Genomic DNA, 16,271 nt, shown 5'->3' with positions numbered 1-16,271 from the left:
GCACGAACCGCCCCTCGAGGGCGGCGAGGAGGCCGTGACGCTCGCCCGCCGCCGAGGCGGCATCGCCGCTCGTCCCGAAGACGTGGAGCCCGTCGCGGAACGGCATCTCCGCGAGGTCGCAGAGATGGGCGTCGAGGCGGGAGAGCGCCTCGTCCATCGGCATGGCGTCGTCGAGACCGGCCGCGGCCGCGAGCCCGCTCGCCCGTGCCTGGACGCGGATCTCGTCCGCCACCATGGCCGCCCGGCGCGGGTCGAGCACCTGGGCGGCGCTGTAGTCCTCGACGAGGTCGCGCAAAAGCGCGCCGGCGCCTTCAAGACCGCCCTCCGCCAGCGGCGGCGGCTGGTGGCCGAGCGTCACGGCGGAAAGCCGCCGCTTGGCCGGCGCCGCCTCGCCGGGATCGTCGACCACATAAGGGTAGACCACAGGCAGCCCGCCGGTGACGAGCCGCGGCCAGCAGGCGGCCGACAGGGCCACCGCCTTTCCGGGCAGCCATTCGCTCACGCCGTGGGTGCCGAGATGGATCAGTGCGTCGACGGCCTCGCCCGTCCGCAGCGCTGCGTAGAAGGCGAGATGGCCGTGGCCCGGCGGCACCTCGGGATCGTGATAGGCGGCCTTCCGGTCCGGCGCCGCGTCGCGCGGCGGCTGCAGCGCGACGAGGAGGTTGCCGCTGCGCAGGACGGGGAAGCGGAAGGCCCCGTCCCGGAAGGCGGAGTCGGTGTCCGGCGCGCCATGGGCGGCGAGAAGGGCGGCACGCGCATCTGCCGGCAGACCGTCGAGAACGGCGCGGTAGTCGGCGAGCGGCAGGACGAGATGTTCCGCGGAGGCGAGGAGGGCCGGCATCAGGACCGTCGCATCGGGCAGGCCGGCGAGACCATATCCTGCCTCCACCAGCAGGGCGTGGATAGCCACGACGCTCGCCGGCGTGTCGAGCCCCACGGCGAAGCCCGCCCGGCCGCCGCGAGCCGGGTAGTCGGTCATCACCAGCGCCAGCCGCCGGCCGGCCCGGGGGCGGGCGGCGAGGCGCACCCAGGCCGCTGCGAGATCGGCGAGATGGGCGATTCCCTCCGCATCCGGCGCGAACCGACGCCGGGTGAAGCCCGCCTCCTCCACCTCTTCCTTGAAGGCGACGGGGGCGCCGGCGAGCCGGCCGTCGAACTCCGGCAGGGCGAGCTGCATGGCGAGGTCGGCCGCCGAGAGGCCGCGCGGCGAGGCGCTCCAGCCCTCCCGCGTGCTGCCGGCGGGGATGGCCTGGATCACCGGGCAATCCGCCAGGTCGAGGACGAAACCCTCGCCTTCGCGCGCCGAAAAGGCGGTGGTGGTGACGATCACCACAGGGCGGCGGCGCATCATCAGTGCGGCGAGAGGCCAGGCGGCGGCGGGGTCCTTGAGGCTGGTCAGCGCCAGCACGAGGGGTGCCAGTCCGCGTTGCGCCAGCGCATCGGCGAGGGCCGCCGGCAGCGCCGTATCGCCCGCGGCGACCGCCGAGCGGTAGACGAGAACGAGGGCCAGCGGCCGGTCGGTATCGAGAGCGGCGAGCGCCGCCGACGGATCGGCGGTTCCCGAGCCGTCGACGGCGAGCAGGGCCGGAAGCGGCAGGGGCGGCTCCCCACCATCCGCGCCGGAGAGATGGGCTTCGGCCGCGCGCAGCAGGCGACCCATGTTCTCTGCGCCCCCGCCGGCATGGAAATAGCCGAGCAGCCGGTCGGCCAGCGCGGAGGGAACCGTGTGAAAGGCGGCGAGCCTCTCGTCGGGCCGGTCGTCGCCGGGCAGCACCGCCAGCGCGATGCCGCGGGCGCGGCAGGCGGCATGGACCTGCTCGATGCCGTAGCGCCAGTAGTCGAGGCCGCCGAGGCAGCGGATCACCACGAACCGGCTCTCCCTGATGGTCTTCTCCACCAGGAGATCGACCGAGAGCGGATGGCGCAGCCGCCGGAGGCTGGCGAACGACAGGCTCAGCGCGCCGCGCTCTGCCGCCGCGAGGGCCGAGAGGTCGCTGTCGGCGAAGGAGAGCACCACCACGTCGGCGGCCGGCAGGGCGAGGTCGACGGCCGAGCCGCCCTCGTCCAGCATCACCGTCGTGGTGGGCAGGAGGTGCATGCGGACGTCCTCAGTCCGCCAGCGCCGCGGCGACCGCCGCCCGGTCGAAGCCCTTGAGGCCGATGACCACCAGCTTGCCCTCGCGCGGCTCCCCCGCCGCGAAGGGCCGGTCGTAATGGTGGGTGATCCTCCGTCCGACGCCCTGGATGACGAGCCGCATCGGCTTGTCGGCGACCGCCGAGAAACCCTTGACCCGCAGCACACCGTCGGCCTCGGCCGCCCTGGCGACGCGGGCGGCGAGATCCTCCGGCGCCGCGACCTTCGGCAGGGCGAAAGCGGCGCTGTCGAAATCGTCGTGATCGTGGTCCGCCTCGCTCTCGTGGTGCGAGGGACGGGCCGCCAGATCGCTCTCCGCCGCCGCTCCGAGGCCGATGACCAGCGCCGGCTCGATCCGGCCGTGGGCGGCCTCCACGATCTTGATCGCCTTCGGCAGGTGAGCGGAAATCTCCGCGCGGACCCGGACGCGATCGGCCTCAGCGAGGGCGTCGCACTTGTTGAGGAGAATGAGGTCGGCGCAGAGGATCTGGTCCTCGAAGACCTCCTCCAGCGGATTGTCGTGGTCGACCGCCCCGTCTCCGGCGCGCTGCGCCGCCAGGGCCTGCGGGTCGTCGGCGAAGGTCCCGTCGGCGACCGCCGGTCCGTCCACGACGGCGATGACGCCGTCCACCGTGACGCGTGAGCGGATCGCCGGCCAGTTGAAGGCGCTGACCAGCGGCTTCGGCAAGGCGAGGCCGGAGGTCTCGATGAGGATGTGGTCGGGCGGCTCGGCCCGGCCGAGGAGCTTTTCCAGCGCCGGCACGAAGTCGTCCGCCACCGTGCAGCAGATGCAGCCGTTGGGAAGCTCGACGATGTCCTCCGCCGTGCAACCGGCGATGCCGCAGGCGGCGAGGAAGGAACCGTCGAAGCCGAGGTCGCCGAACTCGTTGACGAGCACCGCGAGCCGCCGGCCGCCGGCGTTCTCGAGCAAGTGGCGGACGAGCGTCGTCTTGCCGGCACCGAGGAAGCCGGTGACGATGGTGCAGGGAATCTTGGCGGGGGTCATGGCGCGGCGCGGCCCAGCGGGGGAATGCGGGCGACGACGCCCTTGCGGATGAACTCGGGGCGCTCGCGCCAGGGCACGAGCCCGTCTGCGGTCGCCACGTACTGGGTGGCGAAGGCGATCAGCGGCCCGGCATGGGCGGCCGCGTCCACGTCGCCATAGACGTAGGTCCAGCGGCCCGGCGCCGTGATCGACACCGTGCAGGGGCGCTTGCACACCGACAGGCACTCGACGGGCTCGACGACGACGCGGACGCCGGCATCGGTATTCGCCGCGAGGGCCTCGCCGAGGGCGGCGAGGAGCTGGGCGCCCGGGCGCGGCGCATCGGCATCGGCACCGGCTGCACGGCAGGTCGTGCAGACCATCAGGCGTACGGGTTCGCTGCCGGCCGAAGCCGGACTTTCGATGGTGAAGGTCATGGCGGCCTCTGGCGTCAGGCGAGGCTGCGGGCGGCGATCACCAGGAAGACGACGCCGACGGCGCCCATGGCGCCCGCGGCCGCCCGATATCCCGCCGGTGCCTCGGCGCCGGCCGGGAAGAGGCGGCGCGCGGCGAACGCGATGGCCGTGGTGATGGCGGCCTGGACGATGACGAGGCCGATCAGATAGGCGGCGATCGGCATGGGCTCGGCGCCGACCACGCTCTCGGCGAGGGCATGACCGTGGGCGAAGCCGCCGATGAGGAAGGCCGGGCCCGTGACGGCGAGCGGCAGGGCGGGATTGAGGACAGCGATCAGCGCGATGGCGACGAGGCTGCCGGCCACCAGGAATTCGGCTCCGGGCAGGTCGACGCTGCCGAGATGGGCGGCGACGCCGAGGCCCATGGCGCCGATCCACAGCGCCGGGAGCGCGAACCAGCCGCGCGCGGCGCGGGAGGCGAGGAGGCCGACCACCACGAGGGCGGCGAGGTGGTCGAGGCCGAGGACGGGATGGCCGAAGCCGGAGAGCAGGCCCTGCAGGAAGGTGGTCGGCGTCGCACCGCCCATCGGGTGATGGGCGAGGGCCGGGCCGGTCGCGGCGAGCCCTGCGAGGGCGGTGGTCAGGGCGGTACGAACGATGGTCGACATCGTGGCAGTCTCCGTCAGGCGGCCGGACGCATCCGGCAAAGCTCCCACAGACGGAGCCGGACGCAAGCGACGTCCGGACACAGCCGCCAGCGGAACACCCCGTCCGTTGGGCCTATGAGAAGCACGGGTGACGGCAGGTCTCCTGGCTCACGGCTCCAACCCTGCACCGCCTTCCCGGACCGCGAGGTCCAGTGGCACCCGGCGCAGGGATCGCCGCTTACAGTTGCGGGGGCAGCCGCGGCGTTGCACCGCGTTCCCTTTTCACCTCCCGGGGGAGGCACCGTCACCCCCATAGGACTATCGGGGCGCCGGGCCATTTGCAATCCGTCCGGACACGCGCGGAACGTGTCCCGCCGCGCAGCCGGTTTGCAAGCAGCGCCGGGCTGGGCGATATCCCGGTCATGACGATTCCCCCCCTGACACTGGTCCTCGGCGGCGCCCGTTCCGGCAAGAGCCGTCATGCCGAACGGCTGGTCGAGGCGACGCCGGGGCCCTGGACCTATGTCGCCACGGCCCAGGCCTTCGACGAGGAGATGCGCCAGCGGATCGCCCTCCATCGCGACAGGCGTGGCGCCGGCTGGCTCACGGTGGACGCCCCCTTCGACCTCGCCGCGGCGATCGCCGCCGCGCGACCGGGCGGCGCCGTGCTCGTCGACTGCCTGACCCTATGGCTGACCAACGTCATGCTCGCCGACCGCGACGTCGCCGCCGAATCGGAGCGTCTGATCGCCGCCTGCCGTGCGGCGCCGGGCCCGCTGGTCCTCGTCGGCAACGAGGTCGGCCTCGGCATCGTGCCGGACAACGCCCTCGCCCGCCGCTTCCGCGACGCGGCCGGGCGGCTGCACCAGGACCTTGCGGCCGCGGCCGACCGCGTGGTCTTCATGGTCGCCGGCCTGCCGATGTCAGTGAAGTGAGGACGCAAATGTCGACCGAGACCGACGAGGCCGCCCGCCATCGCGCCAAAATGGAAAAGCGCAAGGCGGTGCAGGACGCCGAGGTGGCCTCCAAGACCATCGAGAAGGGCCTGCTCATCGTCAACACCGGCCCCGGCAAGGGCAAGTCGACCGCCGCCTTCGGCCTTGCCCTGCGCGCCCTCGGCCACGGCTGGCGCGTCGGCGTGGTGCAGTTCATCAAGGGCGCCTGGGACACCGGCGAGCGCCGGGCGCTCGAGGCCTTCGGCGACCGCGTCGCCTGGCACACCATGGGCGAGGGCTTCACCTGGGAGACGCAGGACAAGGCGCGCGACATCGCCGCCGCGACCCGCGCCTTCGTCAAGGCGCGCGAGCTGATGGCCGATCCGACAATCGGCCTCGTCGTACTGGACGAGCTCAACATCGCCCTGCGCTACGATTACCTGCCGCTGGACGAGGTCGTCGCCACGCTGGCCGGCCGGCGCGAGTGCCTGCACGTCGTCGTCACCGGCCGCAACGCCAGGCCCGAGATGATCGCCGCCGCCGACCTCGTCACCGAGATGGGGCAGGTGAAGCACCATTTCGCCGCCGGCGTGAAGGCGCAGAAGGGCATCGAGTTTTGACGCGCGCCCTGATGATCCAGGGCACGGGCTCGGACGTGGGCAAGTCGCTGCTGGTGGCCGGCCTCGCCCGCCTCTTCGCGCGGCGCGGCCTGACGGTGCGCCCCTTCAAGCCGCAGAACATGTCCAACAATGCCGCGGTCACCGCCGACGGCGGCGAGATCGGCCGCGCCCAGGCGCTGCAGGCCCGCGCCGCCTTCGTCGCCCCCTCCGTCCACATGAACCCGGTGCTCCTCAAGCCGCAGAGCGAGACGGGCGCGCAGGTCGTCGTCCAGGGCCGGCGGATCGGCAATGCGGGGGCCCGCGCGTTTCAGGACTGGAAGCCGCAGCTCATGGAAGCGGTGCTCGATTCGTTCAGTCGCCTGTCGCGGGAGGCCGACCTCGTGCTGGTGGAGGGCGCAGGCTCCGCCTCGGAGATCAACCTGCGGGCCGGCGACATCGCCAACATGGGCTTTGCCCGCGCGACGGGAACCCCTGTCGTCCTCGTCGGCGACATCGAACGCGGCGGCGTCATCGCCAGCCTCGTCGGCACGAAGGCCGTGATCGACCCGGCCGATGCCGCCATGATCCGCGGCTTCATCGTCAACCGCTTCCGCGGCGACCCCACCCTCTTCGCCGAGGGCATGACCGCCATCGCCCAGCGCACCGGCTGGGCGCCGATCGGACTCGTGCCGTACTTCGCCGAGGCGGCGCGTTTGCCCGCCGAAGACATCATGGGCCTGAAGGCGGGCCTCGGCCCGGGTGAGGGTGGGCGCCCCATCATCGCCGTGCCGGTCCTGCCGCGCATCGCCAATTTCGACGACCTCGACCCGCTGAAGGCGGAGCCGGGCGTCGAGGTCCGGCTGGTGGAGGCCGGCGCTCCACTCCCCGCCGGTGCGGCCCTCATCCTCCTCCCCGGTTCCAAGGCGACCATCGACGACCTCGCGTTCCTGCGCGCGCAGGGCTGGGACATCGACATCGCCGCCCATCTTCGCCGCGGCGGGCGGGTGCTGGGCATCTGCGGCGGCTACCAGATGCTCGGCCGGACCATCGCCGATCCCGAGGGCATCGAGGGCGAGCCGCGCACCGTTCCCGGGCTCGGCCACCTCGACGTCGAGACCGTGCTGACCGCGAACAAGAGCCTCGTCCCCGTCACCGGCATGGCGTCGGGTGCTTCTTTCGCCGGCTACGAGATGCATGTCGGCGTGACGCGGGGACCGGCGACGGCGCGTCCCTTCGCTACCCTCGCAGGAGACCGGGCCGATGGCGCCGTCTCGCCCGACGGCCGCATTGCCGGCACCTATGTCCACGGCCTTTTCGCAGAAGACGGAATGCGCCGCGCCTTCATCGAAGGGCTCGGCGGCACGGCCTCGGACCTCGCCTACGAGGCCATGGTCGAGCGCGTCCTCGACGGCCTCGCCGCCCATCTGGAGCGGCACCTCGCCGTCGACCGGCTCTGGGATTTGTCGGCCCCCGTCACAGGCTGAGCGCCAGCAGCACCAGCGCCCCGACCAGCCCCCAGCCGATGGCCAGCGCCCGGCGGTAGAGCCTCAGCGCCGCGCGGATGTCGCCGGCATGGGCCTCGGTCCGCCCCTCGCCCATGAAGGCATCCGCCACCAGCACCGTCCCGTAGACGCGCGGACCCGCGAGCCTCAGGCCGAGCGCACCCGCCATGGCCGCCTCCGGCCAGCCGGCATTGGGGGAGCGGTGGCGGCGCGCGTCGCGGCGGACGCAACGAAGGGCCCGGCGCGCCGGCTCCAGCCCGTCCAGCGCGGCCGCGGCGACCATCAGGCCCGCGGTGAGGCGGGAGGCCGGCAGGTTGACGAGGTCGTCGAGCCGCGCCGCCGCCCAGCCGAAGGCCTCGTGGCGCGGATTGCGGTGACCGATCATGGAATCGGCGGTGTTGATCGCCTTGTAGAGAACGATGCCCGGCAGGCCGAGCAGACCGAGCCAGAAGACCGGCGCCGTGACGCCGTCCGAGAAGTTCTCGGCGAGGCTCTCGATGGCGGCGCGCGAGACGCCGGCCTCGTCCAGCCGGTCGGGGTCGCGCCCGACGATCATCGACACGGCCCGCCGGCCGGCCTCCAGCCCCCCGGTCTCCAGCGCCGTCGCCACCGCCGCCACGTGGTCGTGGAGGCTGCGCTGGGCGAGGAGGGTTGAGGCGAGGACCGCGATCGCAATACCGCCGACGAGGCCGAGCGGTGCCAGCAGGCCCTCCACCAGCAGCGCCGCACCGCCCGTCACCGCCAGCAGGATGACCAGCGCCGCCACGCCGGCGCGGCGGCGGGCCGGGGCCGGCCGATCCTCCCTGTTCATCCCGCGGTCGAGTGCGCCTATAAGGCGGCCGATCCAGGTGACGGGATGCCCGATCAGGCGGAACATACCCTGCGGATAGCCGGCTGCGGCCTCGACGACGAGGGCGAGTGCGAGGACGGCGAGAGGCGAGACGGGCGACATGAACGAGCCGGAATCCCTGTGGCACGGCGGCGATCTCGGCGAGGCCCGGCGCCTGTTTCCAGGCGCGCCCGAACCCTTCATCGACCTCTCGACCGGGATCAATCCGGTTCCCTACCCGCTTCCGTTCCTCCCTGCCACCCTCTGGCAGCGCCTCCCCGCCGCGGCGGACGAGGAGGCGCTGCTGGCGACCGCCCGGGATGCCTATCGGATCCCCGAACCCGCCGGCATCGTCGCCGCGCCGGGGACCCAGATCCTCATCGACCTCCTGCCGCGCCTGATGCCTGGCGGCACCACGGCCGTCCTCGGGCCGACCTATGGCGAACATGCCGCCGCCTGGGCGCGGGCCGGCCATGCGGTCCGTGACGTCGCGACGACGGCGGAGGCGCAGGGCGCCGACGTCCTCGTTCTGGTCAACCCCAACAATCCCGATGGCCGCATCCTGCCGCCGGAGGACCTCGCCGCCCTCGCCGGACGTGTGGGATTGCTGGTGGTGGACGAGGCCTTCGCGGACTTCACGCCGGGCGTCAGCGTCATTCCCACCCTGCCGTCCGCAACCCTGGTGCTGCGCTCCTTCGGCAAGACCTATGGCCTCGCGGGCTTGAGGCTCGGCTTCGCGGTGGGCGCGAAGGCGCTGACCGACAGGCTGGCATCCGCCCTCGGCCGCTGGCCGGTGGCAGGCCCCGCCCTGGCGGTAGGAACGATGGCCCTCGCCGACAGCGCATGGCTCGCCGCAGCGTCGCGGGACCGCGCCGCCGACGCCGCCCGCCTCGACGCCCTGCTGGCGCGCATCGGCACGATCGTCGGCGGCACGGCGCTCTACCGGCTGGTCGAAACCAACGAGGCGCCCGCCTGGTTCTCCCGTCTCGGCGCAGCCGGCATCTATGTCCGCCGCTTCGCCGGGAGGCCACATCTCCTGCGCTTCGGGCTTCCCGGCGACGAGGAGGCCTGGCGGCGGCTTGCCGCGGCGCTCGTCGGAGGCTGAGCCGCCCTGCCCCGGGCGCCATGGCGGCGCGCGCCGGCGCCGGCCTAAGCTGCCGCAACCGCGAGGAGACACCCCATGAGCGATCTCGACAGCCGCATCCGGCGTCTCGAGGACATCGAGGCGATCCGCCACCTGAAGGCGCGCTACGCCGAATATGCCGACGAGAAATACACCGACGACCACCGGCGCAAGCCGCAGGACGAACTCGACCGCATCGGCCGGCTGCAGGCCGGGCTCTTCACCGAGGATGCCGTGTGGGACGGCGGCGAGCATTTCGGCACCTACCAGGGCCGCGAGGCAATCTTCGGTTTCGTCCGCAAGGGCGGCTGGAGCTTCGCCATGCACTATTTCCTCAATCCGAAGATCGATGTCGACGGTGACCGCGCCACCGCGCGCTGGATGCTCTGGCAGGCCTGCACGCTGACCGAAGGCGACACGCCCTGCTGGATGGCCGGCATCGAGGACGACGACTATGTCCGCACCGCCGAAGGCTGGCTGATGAGCCGCATGACCTTCCGCCTGAAGTTCCAGACGCGCTTCGACATCCCCTGGACCGAGGTGCGCAACCTTCCCTTCCACCTCCAGGACCATCAGGCTCGATGATCACCCTCGTCCGCAGCGGCCAGTGCGCCACCGTCTCCCCCACCGGCGCCGAGCTGAAGGCCTGGTCGGTCGGCGGTCATGACCTGCTCTGGCCGGGCGATGCCGTCTGGTGGAGCGGCACCGCGCCGGTGCTCTTTCCCATCGTCGGATGGGCGCGGGACGGCATGGTCCGCGTCGACGGAGTATCGCGCCCCATGGGCGTGCATGGCTTTGCCGCCGCGAGCCGCTTCAGGCAGGTGGCGGGCGACGAAGCGACCTGCACGCTGGAGCTCGGCGCCGACGCCGGCACTGCGGCCATCTACCCCTTCGCCTTCCGCCTCACCGTCACCCACGCCCTGACCGATCGGGGCCTCGACACGACCGTTTCCGTGACGAACGACGGCGACCGGCCCATGCCCTATGCGCTCGGCCTCCATCCCGGCTTCCGCTGGCCGCTCAGCGGAGATCGGCGGGACGGCCATGCCGTGGTCTTCGCCGAAGCGGAAGAGCCCTCGGTCCCGGTGATCGCACCCGGCGGCCTCTTTTCCCCCGAGCGCCGGTCCGTGCGGCTCGACGGCAGGCGCATCGCCCTCTCCGACGCGGTCTTCGCGGCGGAAGCGCTCTGCTTCCTCGATGCGCGCAGCCGCTCCTGGTCCCTGGAGGCGCCGGACGGTGCGCGGCTGACGATGACGCTGGACGGGTTTCCCCATCTCGCGCTCTGGTCGAAGCCCGGCGCACCCTTCGTCTGCCTGGAGGCCTGGACCGGGCACGGCGATCCCGTGGGCTTTTCCGGCGAACTCGCGGACAAGCCCTCGATGCGGCTCCTCACCCCCGGCGCCACGGACAGCGTGCGGATGAGCCTCGCCTTCACGCCGCGCTGACGCGCAGCTCCGCAGGTGGTTGGGCGTCGCCGGCTGCGTCGAGATCCACCCGGCGCAACGGCCCCAGTCCCTGCGGCTCGCGATGCGCGATGACGAGCAAGGCCGTCTGCGGCAGCGCTGCGCGGAGGACGGCGAACACGGCCGCCTCCGCCTCGCTGTCGAGGGCGCTGGTCGGCTCGTCCAGCACCGCCCAGGCCGGCCTGTGGACCATGAGCCGCGCCACCATCAGCCGCTGCCGCTCGCCGCCCGAGAGCCCGGCCGCCGCGACGGCGCCGTCGAGCGCGGCGGGCGTGGCGAGGCGGTCGAGGCCGACCGCCCGCAGCGCCGACAGGATGGGCCCATCGCCGACGTCATCGCGGTGGCTGGGATAGGCGACGGCATCGGCGAGGCTGCCGAGCGGCAGGTAGCTCTGCTGTGCGAGGAACAGACCTGGCCCGACCGGCAGGGCGACGTCGCCTTCGCCATGCACCCAGAGCGCCGCAAGCGTGCGGGCGAGGGTCGTCTTGCCGCGCCCCGAGGCGCCTTGCAGCCAGACCACCTCGCCGGGTGCGACCGCCAGAGCGTCGATCGCGACGATCGCCCGGCCGTCCGGCGCATGCAGGGTGAGGTCGCGCACGAGGATCCGCCCTCCCGCATCGTGCGTGCGGACGAGGCCGCCGGTCCCCTGCCCGGCCGCGCTGCAATCGGCGAGAAAGATGTCGAGGCGGCGGGCGGTAGCCACGAGTTCGGCGAGGTCGCGATAGGAGAAGATGAACCAGGAGAGGGTGGTCACGACATTCTGGAAGGCCGATGCGATCTGCATCAGGCCGCCGAAGGTCAGCCGCCCCGCGAGGAAGGCCGGCAGGGCGAGAAAGAGCGGGATGCGCAGCACCGTCTGCATGTAGGGCCGGGTGAAGAGGCCGAGCACCAGCTCGCGGTTCATCAGCCGGCGCCAGTTCTGGGCGACCGCGGCGAAGCGCGTGTCGAAGAGCCGCCGCTCCGCCGGCTCCCCGCGGGCGAAGGCGACGGGTTCGCCGTTCTCGCGCAGGCGCGCCAGCGCAAAGCGGAAATCCGCCTCGGTCTTCTGCTGTTCGATGGTGAGCGGGATGAGCGGCTTGCCGAGCCAGTGGGTGACCCCGCTGGAGATCGCCACATAGAGCGGTGCCGCCCAGACCATGTAGCGCGGGATGGAGACCTCCGTGCCGAACAGGCTGAAGGCGAGCGGGAAGGTGGAGAGCGACCAGAGGATGGCGACATACGAGACCAGCGCAACGAGGTTGGTCATCAGCTCCAGCGCCTCCGTCGTCAGCCGGTAGACGAAGATGCGGCAGTCGTCGGCGATGCGCTGATCGGGATTGTCGAGGCCGTTCTCCTGGCGGTCGCGCAGGTGCCAATAGGCCTTGCCCTTCAGCCAGGCGTCGAGGGCGACGGCGGTCAGCCCCTCGCGCCAGCGGATCTGCAGGAGCTTGCGCAACCAGGCGGCCGAGAGATTGAGCGCCGCACTCACCGCCACCAGCGCGAAGAAGACGCCGATCTGCTGCGTCGCCGCCGGCACGTCGAGCCTCTGCAGCGCCGTGTAGAAATCGTTGGCCCAGCGGATCAGCCGGACCGTGATGTGCACGCCGACAAGGCCGAGGGCGAAGATCGTGGCGAAGAGCACGATGCCGAACCGGCCGCCCGGGCGCCAGGCGCAGAGGACGGTGAGCCGCCAGATCTGCCTCAGGCTCGTGAGCACGCTCCGGCCCGCCCGATCAGAGGACCGAGGCCGGCCCGGACAGGGTCAGGCCCAGCGGCATGCCGCCGGCGTCGAAGGCCTCGAGCCGCGCCGCGCCGTCCGCCTCGGCGCGCGCCCAGCGGCTGACGGCTTCCGCCTTCAGGTGCAGGTGGAAGTCCGGCTGGATAATGTTGATGAAGCCCATGGCCGGCTTGATGTCGGCGACCGTGCCGGTCCAGCGCTGCACGAGGCCGGGGGCTGAGAAGACCACACCGATGGCCTCGCCGCTCGCCCGCGCCGCATGGAGCGGCACCGCGCCCGGGTCGGTCTCGGTGATCTCGGCGGGCCTGTCGCCCGACGGCGCCGGCCGCTCCTTCTCCGGCAGAGTGCCGCCGGTGGCGAGGCCCGAGACGGCGGCGTCGAACGGTTCGAGGCCGTCGAGCGCGATCATCGAGAACAGCGTCTCGCCGGCCGCGCTCTGGAACTCGATGCGCGGCAGAACCCGGTCCTTCATGCGCCCCGAACGGTCGGCGACGACCCCGGTGACGACGGCGAGGTCGATGCTGGCGTCATGGGCGCCGCCGGCGAGCCGCACATGGCCGTCCTCCAGCAGCACCTCGCCCACCGGCCCGATGCGCTCGTGCGTCGCCCCGTTGGCGGCGGCCGACAGCATCACGCGGCCCATGGCGCGCGTCGCTTGCGCGGCTTCAAGCACGGAACAGGCGAGGCGCTCGCGAATCGGTCGGGTGGTGGTCATGGCGGAAGTCCCTGGAGGTCCGATGGAAGGGGGTGGCGGCCGGTCCTGGAAGGGCGACCGGCCGCCGGCTGCAACCCGCCGGGGCACCGACGGGGGCGAAGCGTCGTCAGAAGTCGACGGTGAGGGTGGTCTTGAAGGTGCGGCCGGGGGCGACCTGCAGCTCCAGCGGATTCTGCTGGGCCGTCGCGGTCGTCGGCACGATGGAATAGGTCGTCCCCGTCCCGAGGTTCTGGAAGTAGCGGGCGTCGAAGATGTTCTGCACGCCCGCCCGCACCGTCACGTTCTCGCGCGGCTTCCAGTTGACGAAGGTGTCGAGGGTGAACCAGCCGCCGGGCCTGTAGACCGTCGTGGCGCTGGCGCGTTCGACCGGGGCGGAGAAGCGGGCGATGACCTCGCCGTCGAGGTTCCACTCGCGCTTGAACCAGCGCAGGCCGACCATGCCGTTGAACGGGCTCGCGGCGTCGAAGGCGGTGACGGCGGAGGTCGGCGTCGCCCGCTGGTTGCCGAACTGGTAGGAGAACCCGGCATTCAGGATCAGGTCGTCATGCAGGCGATATTCAGCCGATCCCTCGATGCCCCAGAGCACCACGGACGACAGGTTGAGCGAGGTGTAGTCGACCGTGCCGGCGACGTTCTGCAGGCTGACGATGAAGTCCTTGTAGGTGGAATGGAACACGCCGAGCGAGAACCAGCCGCGCTCGAAGCGGCCGCGGAAGCCGGCCTCCCAGGTGCGCGAACTCTCGGGCTTCAGGTTGGGGTTGGGAACGAGATTGAACGAGGTGCCCGGCAGCGACATGTAGAGCTGCTGCGCCGTCGGCATCTTGAAGCCCTCGGCGTAGCGGGCATAGACGGAATAGACGTCCGTCAGCTTGAAGATGGTGCCGACCTGCGGAATGAACCGCGTCGAGGTCAGTTCGCGCGGCTCGGCGCCGGGCGTCACCACGTAGCCTGCGCCGAGGCTCGGGGTGATGCGGTAGGTGGCGAGACGCCCGCCCGGCGTCACGGTCCAGCGCCCGTCGAGCAGCCTGATCTCGTCCTGCAGGTAACCGTCGGCGCGCACGGTGGTGGCATTGGCGAAGTTGAAGCCGCCGGCGATGGTGGTGGTGCTCACCCCCGTCGTCAGGTTGGTCGTCGTACTCTGGCGGTAATAGTCCGTGCGGGCGACGTCGCCCTGGAAGCCGTAGGTCAGCGTATGGACCGACGGGCCGAGATCGAAGCGCGAGGTGAGCTGCACGTCGCCCTGATAGAAGGTCTCGGAATAGTTGAGGATGTCGCGGACGGTGCGCGTCTGCCCGGCATTGGCGGTGCCCGCCGCGCCCGTCTGGGTGCGCGTGCTGTCGAGATCACGTCGCTGCGGAGACCAGGTGAGGTTCCACCGCACCGCGTCGATCCAGCCCCAGCCCGGCGTCCAGGCGTGGGAGAAGGTCAGTCGCTGGCGCTCGAGCTGCTGCAGGCGGGGGTAGTTGCCGTTCACCCAGCCCGAGGAGGTCTGGCCGAAATCCCACATCTGGTTGGTGATCGTCGTCTTGGCGTAGTTCTCGTAGGCGAGGCGGAATTCGTGGTCGTCGACCGGGTTCCAGACCAGCTTGCCGAAGCCGTTCCAGCGATGGGACCGGAAGGGATCGGTGATGTTGCACGGGATGGACCGGGTCGCCGGGCAGCCCCAGATGCCGCCGTCGGCGCGGGCGGTGGAATAGGTCGGCTGCAGCGAGGTCGTGTGGCTGAGCGAGACGAGGGCCTGCAGCACCGGCGTGATCTGGAAGCCGGCGGTCCCGGTCTTGGCGATGGAGCGGTCGAAACTGTCGAAGCTGGTGGAGAGGCGCGCGCCCCAGCCCCGCGGATTGCCGCGGATGAGGTCCTGCGGGTCGAGGGTGCGGAAGGCGACGAGGCCGCCCAGCGCGTCGGCGCCCCAGAGCACCGAGGCGGGCCCGCGCATGATCTCCACCGACTTCATGTAGGGGAGGTCGATGAGGTCGCGCGTGCCGTCGGTGATGCGCTCGATGAGACGGGCGCCGTCCACCGTGACCGCGACGCGATTGCCGCTCATGCCGCGCACGGTGAAGCCCCCGAGGTTCTTCCACGGGTCGGTGGAGGAGGTGACGCGCTCCACCGAGACGCCGGGCGTGTAGCGCACCACGTCCTGGATGTCGCGGACCTGGCGCTCTTCCATCTGGCGGCGGGAGATGACGTCGACGGTGGCCGGCACGTCGAGACGCTGGCGCTCCTCGCGGGTGGCGGTGACGGTGATCTCGTCGCCGCCTGCCGCCTGCTGCCCCGCCGCTGGAAACGCCGCCAGCATGGCGACGAGCGAAACCGATGCGCCGAACGGCGCCAACATCCTGCGAGACATGAGCCCACACCCCAAACCGACCTGAAGGATGGCTGGCTGGCGTGAGACGAAGGCGTTCAGCTGGCTGGCACGAAGGCCACGCACCGCGAGCGGAGGGGCCGGGAGCGTCACTAGATATGTTGACTATCTGTGTCAACATAGTTTCGCCGCGGGGCGGTCACATTCGCACGCGGCCGCGCTGCGACGACAACAGTCTGGAATGATTCAGGAAAACACCCGCCCCCGGACGAAGTCGAGAAGGCTAGCGTCAGGCGCGGCGAAAACCGCGGTGCCCAGGCGTTCGGCCCAATGGCGTTCGGACCCGTAGCGCAGCCGGCCACGCCGGAGCCTGTCGGACAGGAGATGGAGGTCGAGCTCCTCGGTCATGCCGATGGCGCCGTGGACAGCATGGGCGATGGCCACGACCTCGGCCGCCGCCTCGCCGATGGTGATCTTGGCGGTCGCCACCGCCTCCATGGCCCCGGGCGCCAGGGCGGCGAGATCGGCGGCGGCGCGGGCCCCGTGGACGAGTTCGGTCATCACCGCGAGCTGCTGCTGCACGGCCTGGAACTTGCCGATGGGCTTGCCGAACTGCGACCTGTCGTTGGCATAGCGCAGCGTGGTGGCGAACATCGCCTCCATCGCCCCCGCCATCTCGGCCGCCTCGATGCGGGCACCGGCGAGCAGCGGGTCGAAGCCAGGGATCGCGGGGCCGTTGGCGCCGCGCCAGCGCATCCGGCAGACCGTGCCCTCCCCCGTGGGCTCGAGGCTCGCCATGCCGGCCGCGAGCAGCATCGCGCCGCCCTCGGACGGCACCAGCACCGCGTCGGCGAATTCGCCCGCCGGCACCTGCGCCACGAGGTCGCCCGCCTCCGAG

The 16,271-nt window shown here is 71.8% G+C and carries 15 protein-coding genes and 1 riboswitch; of the genes, 6 read left to right on the top strand and 9 right to left on the bottom strand.

The features are described 5' to 3' along the window. From ACT6XY_RS18880 to ACT6XY_RS18865, 4 genes are all read right to left on the bottom strand, one after another. The coding region (locus ACT6XY_RS18880; protein WP_444749865.1) for a cobaltochelatase subunit CobN at positions 1 to 2,098 on the bottom strand (2,098 nt) is incomplete at its 3' end. Between the two features lie 10 nt (positions 2,099 to 2,108). Beyond that, positions 2,109 to 3,140, bottom strand: a complete 1,032-nt coding sequence (cobW, locus tag ACT6XY_RS18875) for a cobalamin biosynthesis protein CobW (protein WP_444749864.1) — start codon at positions 3,138 to 3,140, stop codon at positions 2,109 to 2,111. Then, positions 3,137 to 3,556 (bottom strand): DUF1636 family protein, encoded by a 420-nt coding sequence (locus tag ACT6XY_RS18870; RefSeq protein WP_444749863.1) that lies wholly within the window; start codon positions 3,554 to 3,556, stop codon positions 3,137 to 3,139. The genes cobW and ACT6XY_RS18870 overlap by 4 nt, the downstream gene beginning before the upstream one ends. Positions 3,557 to 3,570: 14 nt before the next feature. Next, entirely contained in the window at positions 3,571 to 4,203 is a 633-nt protein-coding gene (locus tag ACT6XY_RS18865) for a HupE/UreJ family protein (RefSeq protein WP_444749862.1), read from the bottom strand. A gap of 115 nt (positions 4,204 to 4,318) precedes the next feature. Further along, positions 4,319 to 4,503, bottom strand: a riboswitch (cobalamin riboswitch). Positions 4,504 to 4,604: 101 nt separating this feature from the next. Here ACT6XY_RS18865 and cobU point away from each other — a divergent pair. From cobU to ACT6XY_RS18850, 3 genes are read left to right on the top strand one after another with little or no spacing between them, the layout of a single operon-like run. Continuing rightward, on the top strand, positions 4,605 to 5,117 hold the full coding sequence (gene cobU / locus ACT6XY_RS18860) for a bifunctional adenosylcobinamide kinase/adenosylcobinamide-phosphate guanylyltransferase (RefSeq protein ID WP_444749861.1): 513 nt from the start codon (positions 4,605 to 4,607) through the stop codon (positions 5,115 to 5,117). Between the two features lie 8 nt (positions 5,118 to 5,125). Next, entirely contained in the window at positions 5,126 to 5,737 is a 612-nt protein-coding gene (gene cobO, locus ACT6XY_RS18855; RefSeq protein WP_444749860.1) for a cob(I)yrinic acid a,c-diamide adenosyltransferase, read from the top strand. Positions 5,738 to 5,748: 11 nt separating this feature from the next. After that, on the top strand, positions 5,749 to 7,200 hold the full coding sequence (locus ACT6XY_RS18850; RefSeq protein WP_444749866.1) for a cobyric acid synthase: 1,452 nt from the start codon (positions 5,749 to 5,751) through the stop codon (positions 7,198 to 7,200). Here ACT6XY_RS18850 and cbiB read toward each other — a convergent pair. Beyond that, positions 7,190 to 8,170, bottom strand: a complete 981-nt coding sequence (gene cbiB / locus ACT6XY_RS18845) for an adenosylcobinamide-phosphate synthase CbiB (RefSeq protein WP_444749859.1) — start codon at positions 8,168 to 8,170, stop codon at positions 7,190 to 7,192. The genes ACT6XY_RS18850 and cbiB overlap by 11 nt on opposite strands. Between cbiB and cobD the strand changes: the two genes are divergently transcribed. From cobD to ACT6XY_RS18830, 3 genes are all read left to right on the top strand, one after another. Further along, positions 8,169 to 9,152, top strand: a complete 984-nt coding sequence (cobD, locus tag ACT6XY_RS18840; RefSeq protein ID WP_444749858.1) for a threonine-phosphate decarboxylase CobD — start codon at positions 8,169 to 8,171, stop codon at positions 9,150 to 9,152. The two genes, cbiB and cobD, sit on opposite strands and share 2 nt — an antisense overlap. Before the next feature lie 75 nt (positions 9,153 to 9,227). Then, the gene (locus tag ACT6XY_RS18835; protein WP_444749857.1) at positions 9,228 to 9,755 is read left to right on the top strand and encodes a nuclear transport factor 2 family protein; all 528 of its coding nucleotides are present in this window, start codon (positions 9,228 to 9,230) and stop codon (positions 9,753 to 9,755) included. After that, a complete protein-coding gene (locus ACT6XY_RS18830; RefSeq protein WP_444749856.1) occupies positions 9,752 to 10,615 on the top strand; it encodes an aldose 1-epimerase family protein in 864 nt (287 codons plus the stop codon). The genes ACT6XY_RS18835 and ACT6XY_RS18830 overlap by 4 nt, the downstream gene beginning before the upstream one ends. Here the strand turns inward: ACT6XY_RS18830 and ACT6XY_RS18825 are convergent. The 4 genes from ACT6XY_RS18825 to ACT6XY_RS18810 form a co-directional block, all read right to left on the bottom strand. Next, positions 10,602 to 12,329 carry an ABC transporter ATP-binding protein/permease gene (locus tag ACT6XY_RS18825; protein WP_444749855.1) on the bottom strand — a complete coding sequence of 576 codons (1,728 nt, stop codon included), beginning with the start codon at positions 12,327 to 12,329 and terminating at the stop codon, positions 10,602 to 10,604. The genes ACT6XY_RS18830 and ACT6XY_RS18825 overlap by 14 nt on opposite strands. A gap of 16 nt (positions 12,330 to 12,345) precedes the next feature. Beyond that, the gene (locus tag ACT6XY_RS18820) at positions 12,346 to 13,065 is read right to left on the bottom strand and encodes a hypothetical protein (RefSeq protein ID WP_444749854.1); all 720 of its coding nucleotides are present in this window, start codon (positions 13,063 to 13,065) and stop codon (positions 12,346 to 12,348) included. Between the two features lie 106 nt (positions 13,066 to 13,171). Then, complete coding sequence (locus ACT6XY_RS18815; protein ID WP_444749853.1) at positions 13,172 to 15,415, bottom strand: TonB-dependent hemoglobin/transferrin/lactoferrin family receptor; 2,244 nt, start codon at positions 15,413 to 15,415, stop codon at positions 13,172 to 13,174. A gap of 204 nt (positions 15,416 to 15,619) precedes the next feature. Next, the coding region (locus tag ACT6XY_RS18810; protein WP_444749852.1) for an acyl-CoA dehydrogenase family protein at positions 15,620 to 16,271 on the bottom strand (652 nt) is incomplete at its 5' end.

It is taken from the genome of Phreatobacter sp., from assembly GCF_052440005.1.
Classification (GTDB): domain Bacteria; phylum Pseudomonadota; class Alphaproteobacteria; order Rhizobiales; family Phreatobacteraceae; genus Phreatobacter.
This window is presented reverse-complemented; position numbering and strand designations above follow the sequence as displayed.